Raw genomic sequence first — 14,878 nt, 5'->3', positions numbered from 1 at the left:
TGATAAGTGAAGGCCGCTTAGTATTTGTGCGACCGAACGGATACTAGCCGACGAACGGGGCACCGTCGAGACAGTTTTCGCAGGTCAGAGCGGGCGTCAAGAACGCGCTGACCTAGAGGGATTCTGCAGCCGCGCCGACCCTTCCCTGTGCGAAGAGCGGTCTTCCGTTTGTCAGTTCCTTCAGCGGCGTGGGGCCGGCGATTTCACCCGTGAAGGTCCCGTTCTGGAATCCGAACAGGACCCATTCGCCGTCGCGCTTCTGCACCAGCTGCGCCGCATAAATGCCGTCCAGATAGAACTCGGAGGTCGCCTCGAGCTGCCAGGGTCCCAGCAGCGAATCGCCCGGAGCGATCCACGTGCCTGTGGGAACACGCGGCGCTTCGACACCGGGGGCAAATTCGGGCAGGCAGGAGAAGATCAGGACCGGCTGCCCGTCGACCATACGGGACTGGATAACTTCCATCTCGCCGTACCCGGCGGGCGCCGAGAGCGGCGGACGGACTTCCCACTCCTCCAGGTCAGCGCTGACGGCGTGACCCACCACCGAACGGCCGGCAGGGTCGCCCTCGCGGCAGCGGGCCGTCACCAGCATGTGCCACTGTGCCGAGTCTTCATCCCAGAACACAAACGGATCCCGCCACGCTTCATCCGGCCAGGTCCCCTCCCCCAGCTTCTCGTACCAGCGCGGGTCTGCCTCCAGCGGCGGCCGGTCCCGGCGGGTCCAGGTGACCAGGTCATCCGAGACAGCCTTGCCAATGCGCTGCTGCAGTCCGTTCTCTGCGCGGCTGACCCCGGTATAGAACAGGTGCCAGCGCCCGTCCTTGCCCTGCACGGTGCAGCCGGTCCAGGTGGCGAGGTCATCCCAGGCGGGGGCATCCGCTGCCACCAGTGCGTCCGGGAGCAACTGCCAGTCCTCGAGGTCGGTTGACACAGCATGGCCGATGGATGCCCGGTAGTGTCGCCGCTGCGGGTCCTGGAGCGCCCGGGAGGCACGCAGGAAGAACAGGTGGTACTGCTCGCCGTCGTCGGCCAGCCAGCTGTCCCACGCCCAGTGGTCATTGAGCCTGAAAACCATTGTTCTATCCCTTCACAGCAGAGGAGGCGACGCCTTCAATGAACCAGCGCTGGAAGAGCAGGAAGACAACAAGCACCGGCAGCACCAGCAGCACGCCGAAGGCCATGACCTGCCCCCAGGCCGGCGGCAGCTGGCCGGCAAAGACGCTGATCTGCAGCGGCAGCGGACGCAAATTGGGATCCGAAATCATCAGTACCGGCCAAAGGAAGGCGCCCCATTGGGTGAGGAACGTCAGGATGGCCACCGATGCGTAGACCGGCTTGCTCATGGGAGCGATGATCAGCGCGAAGATCCGCCAGGATCCGGCCCCGTCCAGCCGGGCAGCCTCATCGATGCTGCGCGGGATGCCGGAGAAGAATGAATAGAACAGGAAAATGGAGAGCGCGTTGCCAATGAACGGGACAATCTGGATCCAGAGCGTGTTCCGCGCGTCGTTGTACAGGTAGAACATGGGGACGGCGACGGCTTCGAAAGGCACGATCAGCAGCATCAGGATGCCCAGCAGGGCAATCCCCCTGCCCTTCCACTCCAGCCGGGACAGCGCGAACGCGGCCATCGAATTGACCACCAGGCCCAGGCCGACCACGGCGACGGTAACGGTAAAGGACACCAGGAAGAACCGCCACAGGTGCCCGGTGCTGTCCGAGGACAGGCTGGAGGTGACGCCCGAGTAGTTGTGCAGCCCCCACTGTGTGACGTCGAAAACCTTGAAGCCCGCCAGGGTGTCCGATGCCGGCGCGAAGGATGCCGCAACCATGTAGGCAACGGGAGCCAGGAACACCAGGCTGGTGACGACCAGCGCCAGGTAATGGGCGGTAATGCCTGCGCGGTGCCGGGGGCTGCTGCGCCGAAGCCCGGATGCAGAATTCCCGGCACGCCCTGCGGTTTCGGCGGGCGCACCGTTCTGGGTTGTGGTTGCCATGGCTAGACCTCCCGTTCGCGCGTGAGCCGGCGCTGGATCAGGGACAGGATCAGCACCAGGATGAAGAAGACCACCGAGATGGCGCTGGCCCGGCCGATGTTGTTCTGGTCAAAGGCGGACGTGACCGCCTGATACATGACGGTGCGCGTGGCGTCCTCGTTGAGCCCGCCGCCGGATTTGGCCAGGACGTAGATCTGGTCGAAGACCCGCAGGGAAAGAATGGTTGTGTAGAGGGCCACGAATACGAGCGTGGTGCGGATGCCGGGCAGCGTGACATGGAGCAGCCGCTGCCAGGCGTTGGCCCGGTCCAGTTCGGCAGCTTCATACAGCTCGCCGGGGACCTGCTGCAGAGCTGCCAGGAGGATGACCATCTGGAAGCCGCAGCCCTGCCAGATGGAGAGCACGATTACCGAGCCCAGGGCTGTCAGTTCCGAGCCGAGCCAGTCCTGGGCACCGAAGTTTCCACCGGAAAAGAAATTGAGGGTGGCGTTTAGCAGGCCCTGGTCGCCGCGCGCCAGGATCAGCCGCCAGATGATCGCAACCAGCGCCATCGGGAAGATCACCGGAAGGAAGTAGACGGCGCGGAAGACTGCCATGCCGGGCAGCGCTCGCTTGACCAGCATGGCCAGAGCGAGTGCCAAAGCAGTCTGCACCGGTACCACGATCACGGCGAAGATGAGGTTGTGCCCCAGAGCACTGAGGAACTGGGCTGACACGTCCGGGTCGGTGAGGATCCGGACGTACTGGGTGAAACCCATGAAGCTCGGTTCGCGGGGATCGCCCAGGCGGACGTTGTAGAGCGAGAACCCAATCGCGGCAATAAAGGGAACCGCCACGAACAGGGCAAGCAGCAGCATGGCCGGAGCGGCCATGGCGGGACCGGCGCCGCCGCGGCGCCTCGTGGGTCGCGCGCCCGCTTCCGGACTGCCGCTCCTGGGCGGCAGCAGTGACGTGGTGGTCATGACATGTTCCTCCATCCCGAGAAGAGCGGGGCCGGGCACGGTGTGCCCGGCCCCGCTGCAGCCGGAATTATTCGTCCTCGTAGCCGTTGTTGTCGGTGAAGTCGGCGTCGATCGCGCGGGCGGCCTTGTCCAGTTCTTCCTTCACGTCCGCTCCGCCCCAAATAGCCAGCAGCGCACTGCCAACAGAGCTGGTAACTGTCGGGTAGCCCGGTGTCACCGGACGGGCGACGGCAATACACTCTGCGGTGACGTCCTCGGATCCGCAGGCGGAGGCGAGGTTGTCCGCGAAGAGGGCAAGAGGCTTGCCTTCGCCGTACAGCTCGCTGGTTTCCAGGGCCGAGGTGCTGCCCGGGATTGCGGCGTTGGCGGTTGTCATGGCGGTGATGGAGTCATCCGACAGGAGGAAGTCCAGGAACTCCCCGGCAGCTTCCTCATTGCCTTCGGCTGCCGGCGTTGCGCCCCACTGCCAGGAACCGTGGCCGGCCTTGGTGCCGTTGCCGAAGTCAGGCAGCGGCATCAGGACCAGGTCCTCCCCCAGTGCTTCACTGAAGCCGGGGTACATCCAGTTGCCGGTCCAGGTCAGGGCAACCTGGCCTTCCTGGAAGGCGGTGCCGCTGGTGTTCGGGTCCGTGTAGTCCTTCCAGGAGGACCACTCCGTCAGAGCCTCGACGTTCTCTGCGGAGTTGAGCACGCCGTCAGCCTTGCCGTCCTTCATCAGCGTTCCACCGGCGGACCAGAGATTCGGGCTGGTGGTGAACAGTCCCCACTCGGCGGCGAAGGAGTTCGCTTCGCCCAGGTCGATGGCATTGCCGGACGGGCTGACTTCGGCCAGCTTCGCGAGGTTCGTCCTGAATTCGTCGACCGTCCAGGCTTCGTCGGCGGACACCGGAGCTTCCAGGCCGGCCGCCTCCAACAGGGAAGCGTTGCCCCAGAGGCCAAGTCCGACGTCGAACATGCCTACGGCGTAGGTCTCGCCATTGTAGGTGCCGCTTTCCTTGACCCCGCCGATCCGGTTGTCCAGGACCTCCTCGGAGACAATCCCCTCCAGCGGGATCAGCTTGCGGTCGTAGACGAAGGACGCCATGGTCGGGGCATCCATTTCCATAATGTCCGGCAGGTCCTCGGCCTTGGTGGCCTGGATGGTGCTGGTGTAGTCGGCCTCAGGTACCAGCGTCAGTTCAACGGTGATGTCCCCATTGGCATCATTAAACTGATCCACGAGCCCCTGTAGTGCTTCCGCTTCGGAAGCCTGGCCGGAGTGTGCCCAAACCTTCAGCGTGCCGTCAGCATCGCTTCCTGCATCGCCGCTTCCTCCGCATGCCGTCAGCACCAGCGCCAGCGCTACGCCTGCCGCCCCCATCGATCCGGCGCGCAGCCGGGTGTTCCTCATTGAACGCATTTCTGCCCTTCCCATAGGTCCCCATGCCGAAGGCAAGTGGGCTGTCGATGGCCCTTAGTTTGGCCTAGACCAATTTAGGAGTCAATCGCTATGCTGGTTCCGTGACGTCACAATCCCATCCGGCTCCGAAGTACTACGTGCTCAAGGAGCGGCTGCGGGCGCTCGCCTCAGAAGGCGACCCGGGCACGCTGATGCCCACCGAGCGGGCCCTGGCCGCGGAGTACGGCACGTCCCGGACCACCGTTCGGCAGGCGATCGCGGAACTCGTCGCCGAGGGGGTGCTGGACAGGATCCAGGGCCATGGCACGTTTGTGGCCCACAACCGCCCAACTTATGTGCGCCAACTGACGTCTTTCTCGGAAGACGCGGAGGCGCAGGGGCTCCGCAGTTCAAGCCGGCTGATCGGGATCTCCACCGTGCCTGCGGAAGGTGAGGCCGCGCTGCGGCTCAACGTGGAACCGGGAACGGCTCTAACCCGTGTGGAACGTGTGCGGCTCATCAACGAAGAGCCGCTGGCCCATGAGACCGCCCTGCTTTCCGGGGAGCTGCCTGGCCTCGCCGATGCCCTGGACCGCACCGGGTCCTTGTACGCAGCACTGCAGGAGAGCTACGGGGTGCGCATCACGGACGCCGAGGACACCGTGCAGACAAGGCTTGCCGGCCCGGAGGACGTCCGCCTGCTCGGTCTTGAGATGGGCTTCCCGCTGTTGGTCATTCAACGGCTTGGATTCGCCGGAGGACGGCCCGCGGAATGGACCTATTCTGTGTTCCGGGGAGACCGGTTCCGATTCCAGGCGCGGCGGCACCGGGACTGAGACGCCAGCACCGGATAGGGAGAGGAACCCGCAGTCATGGCAGGACCCCGCCGGCCCTGGCGGGCCGGCGGGGTCCTGCTTGATGAGCCGGTGGTTCCGGCCTCCGTCATCCGGGGGCGGTTAGCGTGAACTGCCGGAGCCGGAATCACCGTGGCCCGAATCGTGGCCGGAGCCGGAGGAATGGTGCCCGGTATGGCCTTCGGTGGACGCGGAGCGCCCGGAGGCGTCTTCCACCTCGCTCTCGATCCGCTCCTTGCGGACTTCCTCGGAGACGTTTTCCTGCCCCGTGACCGTTTCGGTGTCCAGCCGCACCCGCTCCACAGGTTCGGTGTGCTTGTGGACTACAGGCTCCTCGGCATGCAGCGTGACTTCGTATTCGTCGTCGCGCATCTCGGGGCCGCGCATTGCAGCTTCACGGTTGGCATCCGTGATCGGCTCCCGCTCGATCACCACTTCCTCATGACTGACCGGCACCTGGGTGGTGACCGTCTCCGTCACGGTGTACTTACGCAGCCGTGCCTTACCGGTTTCACGGCTTTCGGTTCCAACGTCCAGCTGCTCTTCCGAACGGGTCATTGCCTCGTCGATTCCGGCACCGGAGGAGAATCCGGCGGTACCAGCACGCCCGGATTCTGAGCCGGCCCCTGCGCCGGAATCGTCAACCAGGCCGCTGCGCCCCCGGTCCGTGCCGGAAAGGGTCTCCGTGTCGGACTCGATGAGGGTGTCAGTGCCGGCACCCGCGCTGCGCGTATCTGCGTCCGATGTTCCGTCGTCGTACGTGAAGCCGTAGTAGCGGTAGAGCGTTACTTCCTCCTCCGCACTAATGGAGCCGTCGCTGTCGATCTGCGGCGCGTTCTTCACCTCGTCCTTGGAGTAGGGCACAAGCACATCGACGCCTTCAACGCTGGCCTCGCTCAGCGGAACGAAGGTCTCGTTCGTTCCGAACAGGCCGGTGTTCACCGTGACCCAGGCCGGTTCGTTGGTCTGGTCATCGAGGTAGAACGTTCCCACTGACCCGATTTTGTCGCCGTTGGGACCAAGAACGTTCCCCGAAGCGGCCATGAGTCCTTCGACTTGCTCGTTGCTGATCATCGTTTTCTCCTTCGGCAGCGAATCTGCGCCGGGGTCCGGCACAGCGATCACGATTCACGAGCCGGATCCTTCGGAGCAGCTTCCGCCCGCAGCTCCCCGAACACCGTGCCGGGCATACCCGCCCGCGCGGCTGTACCGTTTCACCGGCACCGGTTCCGGCTCCTCTGGCCATTCTTCGGCCGGGCCTGAATTGCCAAGCCTACTTATTATTCCACTGCCTGCATGCGAGCAGCGTCAAGAGAAAACCGGGCTCGTCCGAAAAGCCCTGCCGAGGAGGAGCGGGAAGGCACCAGGCGGGCCTCCGGTGTGGGAAAGGGGAGGCTAGAGCGAATCCTGGAGGGACTCCCGGACCTGCTTGCGCAGGACCTTGCCCAGCATGGACTTGGGCAGTTCCTCGATCGCCACGATCCGGCGGGGAACCTTGTAGGGGGTGAGGCGTTCCCGGCAGAAGGCGCGCAGTGCCTGCTCATCCAGCTCGGTGTCCGGCTGCATCACGACGGCGGCAACCACCTGCTCTCCGCCGGCACCGCGGGACAGCCCTACCACTGCTGCGTCAGCGACTGACTGGTTGCTGCGGAGTACTTCCTCCACCTCGGACGGGGAGACGTTGAAACCGCCCGTGATGATGAGTTCCTTGCGCCGGTCCACAACCTTCACGAACCCGTCCTCGTCCACCGTGACGATGTCCCCGGTGCGAAGCCAGCCGTCTTCCGTCAGGATCTCTGCGGTTTCCTCCGGGTTGTTCCAGTAACCGGAGAACACCTGCGGGCCGCTGATCAGCAGCTCGCCCGGCTCGCCCTGCGGAACATCACGGCCCAGGTCTTCGGGATCCGCAACCCGCATGAGGGTGCTCGGGAAGGGCACGCCGATGGTTCCGTTGCGGCGGGTCTCCGCGAACGGATTACCGAGGGCAACCGGAGAAGATTCGGTGAGTCCGTAGCCTTCCACCAGCAGGCCGCCGGAGACCTCTTCCCAGATTTCGACGGTCTTCGCGGACAATGTCATGGCACCGGAAATGGCGAAGCGAATGGTGGAGATGTCGATTCCGCGCTTCTTGGACTCGGTTGCCACCTTCTCGTAGATCGGCGGCACGGCACAGAAGACGGTAGGCCTGGACTTCCTGGCAGCGTCCAGGACCAGGTCGACGTCGAACTTCGGGAAGAGCACCAGCCGTGAACCCGTAAGCATCGCGAACGTCAGGTAGAGGGTCAGGCCGAAAGCATGGAACATCGGCAGGACGCCGTAGATGACTTCCTCGCCCTCCTTGGCTCCGTGCATCCAGGCCTGTCCCTGCAGGGCGTTCGAGCGGAGGTTGTAATGCGTGAGCATGACACCCTTGGGGATTCCGGTGGTGCCGGAGGTGTACTGCAGCGCAGCGAGGTCCTGCACGGACGGCTTGGGGTGCTGCGGGTCGATCGGATCGTTGGCGAGCAGCTTTTCCCAGGGAATCGTGTTCTCGGTCTTGGTGGTCAGACCGGCACGGGTCCGGCGGATCGACGGGATCGGCAGGCGAAGGCCAATCCGCTTCAGGCGCGGCATGGCCTTGGTGATGTCCACGGAAATGATGCTGGGTACCGCAAGGTCATCCGGGAAGTCCTGTACCTTCTCCACGGCCTTGTCCCACACGATGGCAACCTGCGCACCGTGGTTCTCGAACTGGTGGCGCAGTTCGCGCTCCGTGTAGAGCGGGTTGTGCCCCACGACGACGCCGCCGAGGCGCAGCACCGCGTAGAACGCGATGAGGTACTGCGGGCAGTTGGGCAGGATGATTGCCACCCGGTGGCCCTTCCGGACGCCCAGCCTGCGCAGCCCTTCAGCGGCGCGGTTGATCTGGTCTCCCAGCTGCGTATAGGTGGTCTCGGCACCGAAGAACTCCAGTGCCACCTTCGGCCCGAACCGCGCCACCGCGTCTTCCACCATGGAGGTGAGGGATTCGGTGGGCAGTTCGATTTCTGCCGGTACACCGGGCTGGTAGTGCTTTACCCACAGCGGTTCCTGGGCAGCGGTCATGGACGGAGCTCCTTAGGTTCGGTACTTTCGACTATATTCCAGTCACCGCATAGGTAGGGAAAGCACCGGGAACTCCGGACTATTCTGCCGCGAGCCCTCCCAGGTACCGCGCCAGCTGGCGCGGAGCGGACACCGGGGCCGCGGCGTCGACCACCGCGTTGTAGTTGGTGTTGGTGTTCACGTCATAGGTCAGAACCCGGCCGTCAGCCGCTTCGATGAATTCAATGCCGCAGACCTCCAGGTTCATCCGCCGGGCGAACTCCTCGTACCTGCTGATGATCGGGTGGTCGAATCCTTCCCGCAGGCTGAACAGCTGGGTATCCGGATCCGGCGCAATGGATGCTCCGGGCGGCATGATGGGCGTGCCGGTGGCCGGATCGATGGCGCAGGCGTCCGCGGGGCAGAGCTGGAAGCCCCCGCGGGCAGTGTCGGCGCGGATGGCGTAGACGAACTTCCCGCCGACGAGTTCCACCCGGCTGATGGACGGTTCAGCCGCCTGGATGAATTCCTGCACCAGGGTGATGCCGTCCTGCGGTTCCTCGAATTCGTCGGAGGCGACGTAGTCGGCAAGCTCTCCGTGCGATTCGAACTTGCGCACCCCCAGTCCCTTGCCGCCCTGGTTGTGCTTCAGGATGAACGGCACCGGGAATTCCTTGGCCGCGGCCAGGATCTGGTTCCGGCCAATCGCGGCCACGGTGCGGGGCGTCTCAATGCCTGCAGCGCGCAGCGCGGTGAGCTGGTCCACCTTGCTCATCTCAAGTTCCAGCACGCGGCGGCCGTTGACGGTGCGGCGGCCGTGCGCCTCCAGCCAGGCCAGGACTGCCCGGGCGTAGTCCTTGGAGAGGCCGTGCCCGCGGGTGTGCGAGGAGGCGCTGATCCGGGACCAGAAGATGCCTTCCGGCGGCGCTGAATCCAGATCCAGGACACCGTCGGTCAGCAGCCATTCATGCACCTCAACACCCTCGGCCTCAAAGGCCTTGGCAAAGGGCGGGAACCACTCCGGATTCTCATGCACGGCGTAAACGGGCAGTGCCATGGGGAGGCCTTTCACGAGCGTTGGACGGAATGGAAGCCTACTGGATGAAGATGCCGTTGCCCGGGCCGAGGGGCAGATCAAAGACATAAAAGACCGTCAGCACTGCCACCCAGGCCACCCAGAACACCACGGTGAACGGCAGCATCCGGGAGATGACCGTGCCCAGGCCGGCGGACGGCTCGTAGCGCCGCAGCATGGTCAGCAGGACGATCATGTAGGGGTTCAGCGGTGTCAGCACCTGGGTTGCGGAATCCCCCACCCGGAACGCGGCCTGCACGAAGGCGGGCTCATACCCCAGGAGCGCGAACATGGGCACAAAGACGGCGGCCATCAGGGTCCACATCGCCGAGCCGGAAATGATGAAGAGGTTCAGCAGCGAAGCGAGCACTATGAAGGCGAGGATGGCCGGATAGCCGGTGAGCCCAATGGATTCCAGTCCGGAGGCTCCTGCAACGGCGATCCAGTTGCCGATCCCGGACCAGTTGAACAATGCAATGAACTGACCCAGCACAAATGCCAGGACCAGGAACCCGCTCATCTCCTTGATGGACTGGCCCATGACGCGGGGAATGTCCCGGGCGTGGGGCATGGTCCCGGTGATCCGGCCGTACACCAGGCCCGGAATCACGAACATGACAAAGACAATGAAGACGATTGAGGAGAGCAGCGGCGATGCCGGCAGGAATCCGCCGTCCTCATTCCGCCACGGCGAATTCGGTACCAGTGCCGCCGCGGCGATGATCCCCGCAACCACGATGCCGATTCCCAGGGACCAGCGCAGGCCGCGCCGTTCCAGCGCGGACAGGTTCGGGTCCAGGGCTTCCCCGCCTGCGGGAGCCCCGTCGTCGGGATCCTCCGTTTGGCTGCGCGGCACTGACTGCCTGACCAGCCGCGGCTCAAGGACCTTGTCGATCAGGAAGCCGGCGGCAAGGATCAGCACCGCTGAGGAGGCCACGTTGAAGAAGTAGTTGGAGACCGGATTGACCGGTGAACCCGGGTTGGGCAGCGAGCCGGTCACCGCCGTCGTAATCCCGGCGAACAGGGCGTCCAGGGAGGTGACGAGCATGGAAGTGGAGTAGCCCGCTCCGGCTGCCGCGAATCCGCCCAGCAGCCCGGCGACGGGGTGGCGTCCGGCCGCCTTGAACACCAGTGCGGCCAGCGGCGGGATCACCACAAACGCGGCGTCCGCCATGATGGACCCGGCAACGCCCACCAGCCCGACGGCGTAGGGCAGGGCCCAGCGCGGGGCAGCGCCGAAGGCGCGGCGGATCATGGCAGCCAGCAGCCCGGACTTTTCTGCCACGCCGACCGCCAGGAGGATTGGCAGCACGGTGGCCAGCGGCGGGAAACCGAGATAGTTCTCCCCCAGCGTGGTGGTCAGCCAGCTCATGCCTTCCGCGGTAAACAGTCCGCGGATGCGGGTGGCCTCGTCGCTGCCGGGAACCGTGACGCTGACGTTTCCCCACGCCATGGCCGTTGAGGCAACCGCAACGATGCCGAAGAGCAGCAGGAAGAGGATGAACGGGTCCGGCAGTTTGTTCCCGGCCCGTTCCACGGCGGCCAGCAGCCGGTCAGTTCGGGAGGAACGGGCTGCGGTGGGTGCTGTGGTCATGGAGCGTCCTTCGGAGAGTGCGGATCCTTAAGGCGGGGTTCCCCGTCCGGCGGGCACCGGCCCGGCGGGTATTTCCGTGGGGCGGTCAGTCGAAGTAGCCGGCGACGTCCACGGGACCGCCGGCGTCGGCGAATTCCTGGGCGGCGGCACGCTGCAGCTCCGGGTCCCAGAAGTAGTCCAGGGCCGTCAGCGCCAGGCCGGCGGCGCCGTCGGCTGCTCCCCGGGCAGCCTCGGGTGAGCCCGCAGCCGCCGCGAACTCGCGGGTGTGCAGGGCAACGTCCGGGGCGGATATGGCGATCAGCGGATGGATCCCGGGCACCCGGTAGCTCACATTTCCGAAGTCCGTCGATGCCGCCAGCGTCTCCGAAACCACTCCTGCGGGCAGGGGGTCGCGCCCGCGGCGGCGCTGGGCGGAGAGCCAGCGGCCTGTTAGCGCGCGGCTGGAACGCACGGGCAGCGACGGCGGCTCCGCGTCCCATTCAATCTCCACCCCGGTGCCGGTCATGAGCGCTGCCCCGCGGACAATGTCCTCGATACGGCCGCTGAGCTCCCGCAGGGTCTCGGGGTACTTGGACCGGGCGTAGAACTTCATTTCGGCGAATTCCGGAATGATGCTCGGCCGCTCGCCGCCCTCGGTGATGATGGCGTGGATCCGGTCCGACGGCGGCATCTGCTGGCGCAGCAGGCCCACCCCCTGGTAGGCGAGGGTGGCGGCGTCGAGCGCGTTGCGGCCCATGAAGGGCTGGGCGGAGGCATGGGCCGCAACTCCGGAGAACTTCACCGTGAGCACCCGCCGGCCCAGCCAGACCTGGTCAACGACGTCGGCCCCCAGCGGGTGGACCATCATCGCAGCATCCACGCCGTCCAGGGCACCGTGCTGGATCATCACTTCTTTGCCGGAATAGCCTTCCTCTGCCGGGGTTCCGAGGAAGACCACCGTTCCTGGAAACGCGTCCGGATCATCGCGGAGGGTCTCCGCCAGCGCCAGGAACGCGCCGGCTCCGGCGGCGGCAATGACGTTGTGTCCGCAGGCATGGCCGATCCCCGGAAGCGCATCGTACTCACCCATGACGGCAAGCACCGGGGATCCGGAGCCGGCCTGCGCCCGGACTGCGGTGTCCAGGCCGTGGACCCCCACTTCGGCGGCGATCCCGTGGCGTTCCAGCAAGTCCGCCACGCGGCGGGCGCTGCGGTGTTCCTGATAGGCCGTTTCCGGGTCCTGGTGCAGCTGGGCAGCCAGGTCCGCCAGCTCCGGGGCGAGCGCGTCCACCCGGGCCAGGACGGCGTCGGCGAGCGCTTCCGGAGCTCCGGCGAACGGCGAATCCTCGTGCCGGATGTGCCGGGCACGGACCTGCGTTTCCTTGTCCAGGTAGTCCAGGTAGTCGGTGCTTGGCTGCGTTGGATCACTCATGGGGGCCACCCTACGACTGATCCAGGGCTAATGCCTGCCGGACCCGTAATGCGGCGCATAGGGGGTTCCAGTGCCGCCGCAACCGGATTAGGATTCGGCCGGGCGCCCGGGTGGGGTGCCGGATCCTGTGCCCGGAAACCGGGTCAGCGCCCGCGGCCGCCTATCCGCGCCACCAGCCCCTGGGGCCCTCGGCTCCCCACCGCGGCAAGCACCTTGTACCGCTTCGACGGGATGGAGACTCCCTTGCCCGCGAAGGCATCGGCGAGGCCTTCGCGGACCACCCGGTCCGCGTCCAGCCACATCCACCGGGGATAGAGCGTCTTGTCCATCTGCATCCGCTGGTGGAACTCGGTGTGCACGAACCCCGGGCAGACTGCGGTCACGGAGATGCCGCGCCCGGCATAGTGCAGGTTGGCCCAGCGGCTGAAGTTGATGACCCAGGCTTTCGCCGCACTGTAGGTACCGCGGGGAATGAAACCCGCCACCGACGCGACGTTGATGATCCGTCCGCCGCCGCGCTCGAGCATCGAGTTGATCGCGGCGTGGCTCAGCAGCAGGGGTGCCTGGACCAGTACGGCCAGGTGGTCGAGCTCCATCTGGGCCGGGTTGGCGTGGAAGTCGTTCTTCAGGCCGTACCCGGCATTGTTGACGAGGACGGCGACGTCCGGCTGGCCCACCCGTGCGGCCACCTTCTCCACGCCCTTTTTCGTGGAAAGGTCCGCGGGCAGCACTGAAGCCTCAACCTGGTAGCGGGAGGAGAGCTCTTCAGCCTTGGCCCTGAGCCGTTCCTCGTCCCGGGCCGTCAGGACTACGTTGTAGCCGCGCTCGGCCAGGGCACGGGCGAACTCTGCTCCCAGGCCTGCGGTGGCCCCTGTGATTACTGCCGTTTCAGTCATTGGGACAGCCTGCTACGCCTGCAGGGGGTTTGGCAACGCACGCTTCGCGCGGCGCATTGCCTCCCGCGGCGGGACGCACCTACCGTGGGAGGACCAGGACCCGCTGATGCCGGGAGTGCCATGGCCGTCCAAACCGCCCATCCGTTCCCCTATACCGACCGCGCCGACGCAGGCCGGGTCCTGGCAGGTGCGCTGGAGCGGTACCGGGGCGCCCCCGGACTGATGGTGCTGGGTCTCCCGCGCGGCGGGGTTCCGGTTGCAGCGGAGGTCGCCGGCGGCCTGGGAGCAAAGCTGGACGTGGTGGTGGTGCGCAAGATCGGCCATCCACGACAGCCGGAACTCGCTGCCGGGGCGGTGGCCGAGGCCGGGGGTGCCGCTGCCGAAACCTGGAATGGGCCCGTCGTGAACGCATGGCTGGCCGCCGCCGGGCCGGGCGGCCAGGCTGGGCTGGATGCCGTCCTGGCCTCCGAGCGGGAGGAGCTGCAGCGCCGGGCCCGGAGGTTCCGGGGCGGGCGCGGTGTGCAGGAACTCCGGGGGCGGACGGTGATTGTGGTCGACGACGGAATTGCCACGGGTGCCACCATGCGCGCGGCCCTGGAAGCTGTCCGCAAACTAGATCCGGCGTGGCTGGTGGCGGCGGCTCCCATGTCCTGTGAGCGGACGGACGCGCTCGCCGAGGCGGCGAACGACGTCGTCATTCCCTGGCCGGACAGCGGCCTGCCGGCGGTGGGTTCGGCTTACCTCCACTTCGGGCAGACCGGCGAGGACGAGGTGCGCTTCCTGCTGGGCCTCGCCTGACCTTCCCTGGTTTTCCCCTGCTCCCGGCGCCGGAACGGCTGCCCCATGCTGGTCTGGGAGGTAGGCCGGGAGGATAATTCGAAGGGCTTGGGGACACCATTTTCGAGAGCTCGGGAGGCTCCAATGTCCATGACCAGTGGTGCTTTCTACGGCTGGGGAGGGCTCGGCCTGGATACCAGCGAACTTTCGTCCCGGACTATCTCCGCGGTGCGGACAGGTTTCGGCGTTGTGGGGGCGGTGTCCCTGATCCTCGGCCTGCTGGTCCTCTTCTGGCCGCAGGCCACCCTCTCAGTGATCGCGTTCCTCTTCGGCCTGTACTTCCTCATCTCCGGTGCCCTGCGCGTGGTCAGCGGAATCGCCGCGCCCCTCACACCGGGACTGCGGGTGCTGAGCATCATTGTGGGGCTGCTGCTCTTCATAGTGGGCATCGTCGCTATCCGCAACCCGCTGTCCTCACTCGCCGTACTCGGCATGCTGGTGGGCATCGCCTGGATCATCGAAGGCATCATGGCGCTGGCGGAGACGGAATCGGGCGGTTCCCGCTGGTACGCGATTACCTTCGGCATCCTGAGCATCGTTGCCGGCGTCGTTGTCCTGTTCCTTCCGGTCGAGTCCCTGGCAGCGCTGGTGATCTTCGGCGGGATCTTCCTGGTGGTCCTGGGCGTGGTGCAGCTGGTCCGGGCCATCACCTTCGGACGCGGCGGGGTCCGCACCGCCTAACCCGCTCCGGCCTGCGCTTTTCAGGCAGCGCCCAGCGGCCTCCCAGCAGCTGTTAACACAGCGCTAACGTGCGTGCGCTGCCGCCTGAAACACTCCGGCTCCTACGCTAAGGACAGTGGTGGGGCCCCGG

The 14,878-nt window shown here is 66.0% G+C and carries 13 protein-coding genes; 3 read left to right on the top strand and 10 right to left on the bottom strand.

Annotation, left to right across the window (positions count from 1 at the left end; all coding sequences use genetic code 11):
- Positions 1 to 112 precede the first annotated feature (112 nt).
- The 4 genes from ACSLGO_RS00065 to ACSLGO_RS00050 all read right to left on the bottom strand — a co-directional run bounded on the left by ACSLGO_RS00065 (position 113) and on the right by ACSLGO_RS00050 (position 4,349).
- A complete protein-coding gene (locus ACSLGO_RS00065; protein ID WP_325785999.1) occupies positions 113 to 1,075 on the bottom strand; it encodes a glycosyl hydrolase family 32 in 963 nt (320 codons plus the stop codon).
- Positions 1,076 to 1,079: 4 nt separating this feature from the next.
- Entirely contained in the window at positions 1,080 to 1,997 is a 918-nt protein-coding gene (locus ACSLGO_RS00060; RefSeq protein ID WP_325786000.1) for a carbohydrate ABC transporter permease, read from the bottom strand.
- Between the two features lie 2 nt (positions 1,998 to 1,999).
- Entirely contained in the window at positions 2,000 to 2,959 is a 960-nt protein-coding gene (locus ACSLGO_RS00055) for a carbohydrate ABC transporter permease (RefSeq protein WP_325786001.1), read from the bottom strand.
- A gap of 67 nt (positions 2,960 to 3,026) precedes the next feature.
- Positions 3,027 to 4,349, bottom strand: coding sequence for an ABC transporter substrate-binding protein (locus ACSLGO_RS00050; protein ID WP_386917165.1), 1,323 nt, complete (start codon positions 4,347 to 4,349; stop codon positions 3,027 to 3,029).
- 110 nt (positions 4,350 to 4,459) lie between these two features.
- On the opposite strand from ACSLGO_RS00050, the gene ACSLGO_RS00045 reads away from it, so the two are divergent.
- A complete protein-coding gene (locus tag ACSLGO_RS00045) occupies positions 4,460 to 5,173 on the top strand; it encodes a GntR family transcriptional regulator (RefSeq protein ID WP_325786003.1) in 714 nt (237 codons plus the stop codon).
- A 120-nt stretch (positions 5,174 to 5,293) separates the two neighbouring features.
- On the opposite strand, the gene ACSLGO_RS00040 is transcribed toward ACSLGO_RS00045, so the two are convergent.
- The 6 genes from ACSLGO_RS00040 to ACSLGO_RS00015 all read right to left on the bottom strand — a co-directional run bounded on the left by ACSLGO_RS00040 (position 5,294) and on the right by ACSLGO_RS00015 (position 13,230).
- The gene (locus ACSLGO_RS00040; RefSeq protein WP_436399666.1) at positions 5,294 to 6,265 is read right to left on the bottom strand and encodes a YsnF/AvaK domain-containing protein; all 972 of its coding nucleotides are present in this window, start codon (positions 6,263 to 6,265) and stop codon (positions 5,294 to 5,296) included.
- 321 nt (positions 6,266 to 6,586) lie between these two features.
- The gene (locus ACSLGO_RS00035) at positions 6,587 to 8,275 is read right to left on the bottom strand and encodes a long-chain-fatty-acid--CoA ligase (RefSeq protein WP_386885583.1); all 1,689 of its coding nucleotides are present in this window, start codon (positions 8,273 to 8,275) and stop codon (positions 6,587 to 6,589) included.
- Between the two features lie 79 nt (positions 8,276 to 8,354).
- Positions 8,355 to 9,311 carry an ATP-grasp domain-containing protein gene (locus tag ACSLGO_RS00030; RefSeq protein ID WP_436399665.1) on the bottom strand — a complete coding sequence of 319 codons (957 nt, stop codon included), beginning with the start codon at positions 9,309 to 9,311 and terminating at the stop codon, positions 8,355 to 8,357.
- A 37-nt stretch (positions 9,312 to 9,348) separates the two neighbouring features.
- Positions 9,349 to 10,923, bottom strand: coding sequence for an AbgT family transporter (locus tag ACSLGO_RS00025; RefSeq protein WP_263127713.1), 1,575 nt, complete (start codon positions 10,921 to 10,923; stop codon positions 9,349 to 9,351).
- A gap of 85 nt (positions 10,924 to 11,008) precedes the next feature.
- Complete coding sequence (locus ACSLGO_RS00020; RefSeq protein ID WP_419242400.1) at positions 11,009 to 12,334, bottom strand: amidohydrolase; 1,326 nt, start codon at positions 12,332 to 12,334, stop codon at positions 11,009 to 11,011.
- A gap of 143 nt (positions 12,335 to 12,477) precedes the next feature.
- Positions 12,478 to 13,230, bottom strand: coding sequence for an SDR family NAD(P)-dependent oxidoreductase (locus tag ACSLGO_RS00015; protein ID WP_325786007.1), 753 nt, complete (start codon positions 13,228 to 13,230; stop codon positions 12,478 to 12,480).
- A 120-nt stretch (positions 13,231 to 13,350) separates the two neighbouring features.
- On the opposite strand from ACSLGO_RS00015, the gene ACSLGO_RS00010 reads away from it, so the two are divergent.
- Positions 13,351 to 14,028 carry a phosphoribosyltransferase gene (locus ACSLGO_RS00010; protein ID WP_386917168.1) on the top strand — a complete coding sequence of 226 codons (678 nt, stop codon included), beginning with the start codon at positions 13,351 to 13,353 and terminating at the stop codon, positions 14,026 to 14,028.
- A gap of 123 nt (positions 14,029 to 14,151) precedes the next feature.
- The gene (locus ACSLGO_RS00005; RefSeq protein ID WP_176697514.1) at positions 14,152 to 14,748 is read left to right on the top strand and encodes an HdeD family acid-resistance protein; all 597 of its coding nucleotides are present in this window, start codon (positions 14,152 to 14,154) and stop codon (positions 14,746 to 14,748) included.
- Positions 14,749 to 14,878 lie beyond the last annotated feature (130 nt).

The sequence above is a fragment of the Arthrobacter sp. IK3 genome (genome assembly GCF_051337705.1).
Taxonomy (GTDB): domain Bacteria; phylum Actinomycetota; class Actinomycetes; order Actinomycetales; family Micrococcaceae; genus Arthrobacter_B; species Arthrobacter_B koreensis.
The sequence above is the reverse complement of the archived record's forward strand: the minus strand, read 5'-3'. Positions and strand labels throughout refer to the sequence as shown.

Bases quoted from the DNA above. Each gene is read 5' to 3' on its own strand.
- ACSLGO_RS00055 (WP_325786001.1), bottom strand. From the start codon at position 2,959: ATGACCACCACGTCACTGCTGCCGCCCAGGAGCGGCAGTCCGGAAGCG.
- ACSLGO_RS00065 (WP_325785999.1), bottom strand. From the start codon at position 1,075: ATGGTTTTCAGGCTCAATGACCACTGGGCGTGGGACAGCTGGCTGGCC.
- ACSLGO_RS00025 (WP_263127713.1), bottom strand. From the start codon at position 10,923: ATGACCACAGCACCCACCGCAGCCCGTTCCTCCCGAACTGACCGGCTG.
- ACSLGO_RS00035 (WP_386885583.1), bottom strand. From the start codon at position 8,275: ATGACCGCTGCCCAGGAACCGCTGTGGGTAAAGCACTACCAGCCCGGT.
- ACSLGO_RS00005 (WP_176697514.1), top strand. From the start codon at position 14,152: ATGTCCATGACCAGTGGTGCTTTCTACGGCTGGGGAGGGCTCGGCCTG.
- ACSLGO_RS00050 (WP_386917165.1), bottom strand. From the start codon at position 4,349: ATGAGGAACACCCGGCTGCGCGCCGGATCGATGGGGGCGGCAGGCGTA.
- ACSLGO_RS00060 (WP_325786000.1), bottom strand. From the start codon at position 1,997: ATGGCAACCACAACCCAGAACGGTGCGCCCGCCGAAACCGCAGGGCGT.
- ACSLGO_RS00030 (WP_436399665.1), bottom strand. From the start codon at position 9,311: ATGGCACTGCCCGTTTACGCCGTGCATGAGAATCCGGAGTGGTTCCCG.
- ACSLGO_RS00010 (WP_386917168.1), top strand. From the start codon at position 13,351: ATGGCCGTCCAAACCGCCCATCCGTTCCCCTATACCGACCGCGCCGAC.
- ACSLGO_RS00020 (WP_419242400.1), bottom strand. From the start codon at position 12,334: ATGAGTGATCCAACGCAGCCAAGCACCGACTACCTGGACTACCTGGAC.
- ACSLGO_RS00040 (WP_436399666.1), bottom strand. From the start codon at position 6,265: ATGATCAGCAACGAGCAAGTCGAAGGACTCATGGCCGCTTCGGGGAAC.
- ACSLGO_RS00015 (WP_325786007.1), bottom strand. From the start codon at position 13,230: ATGACTGAAACGGCAGTAATCACAGGGGCCACCGCAGGCCTGGGAGCA.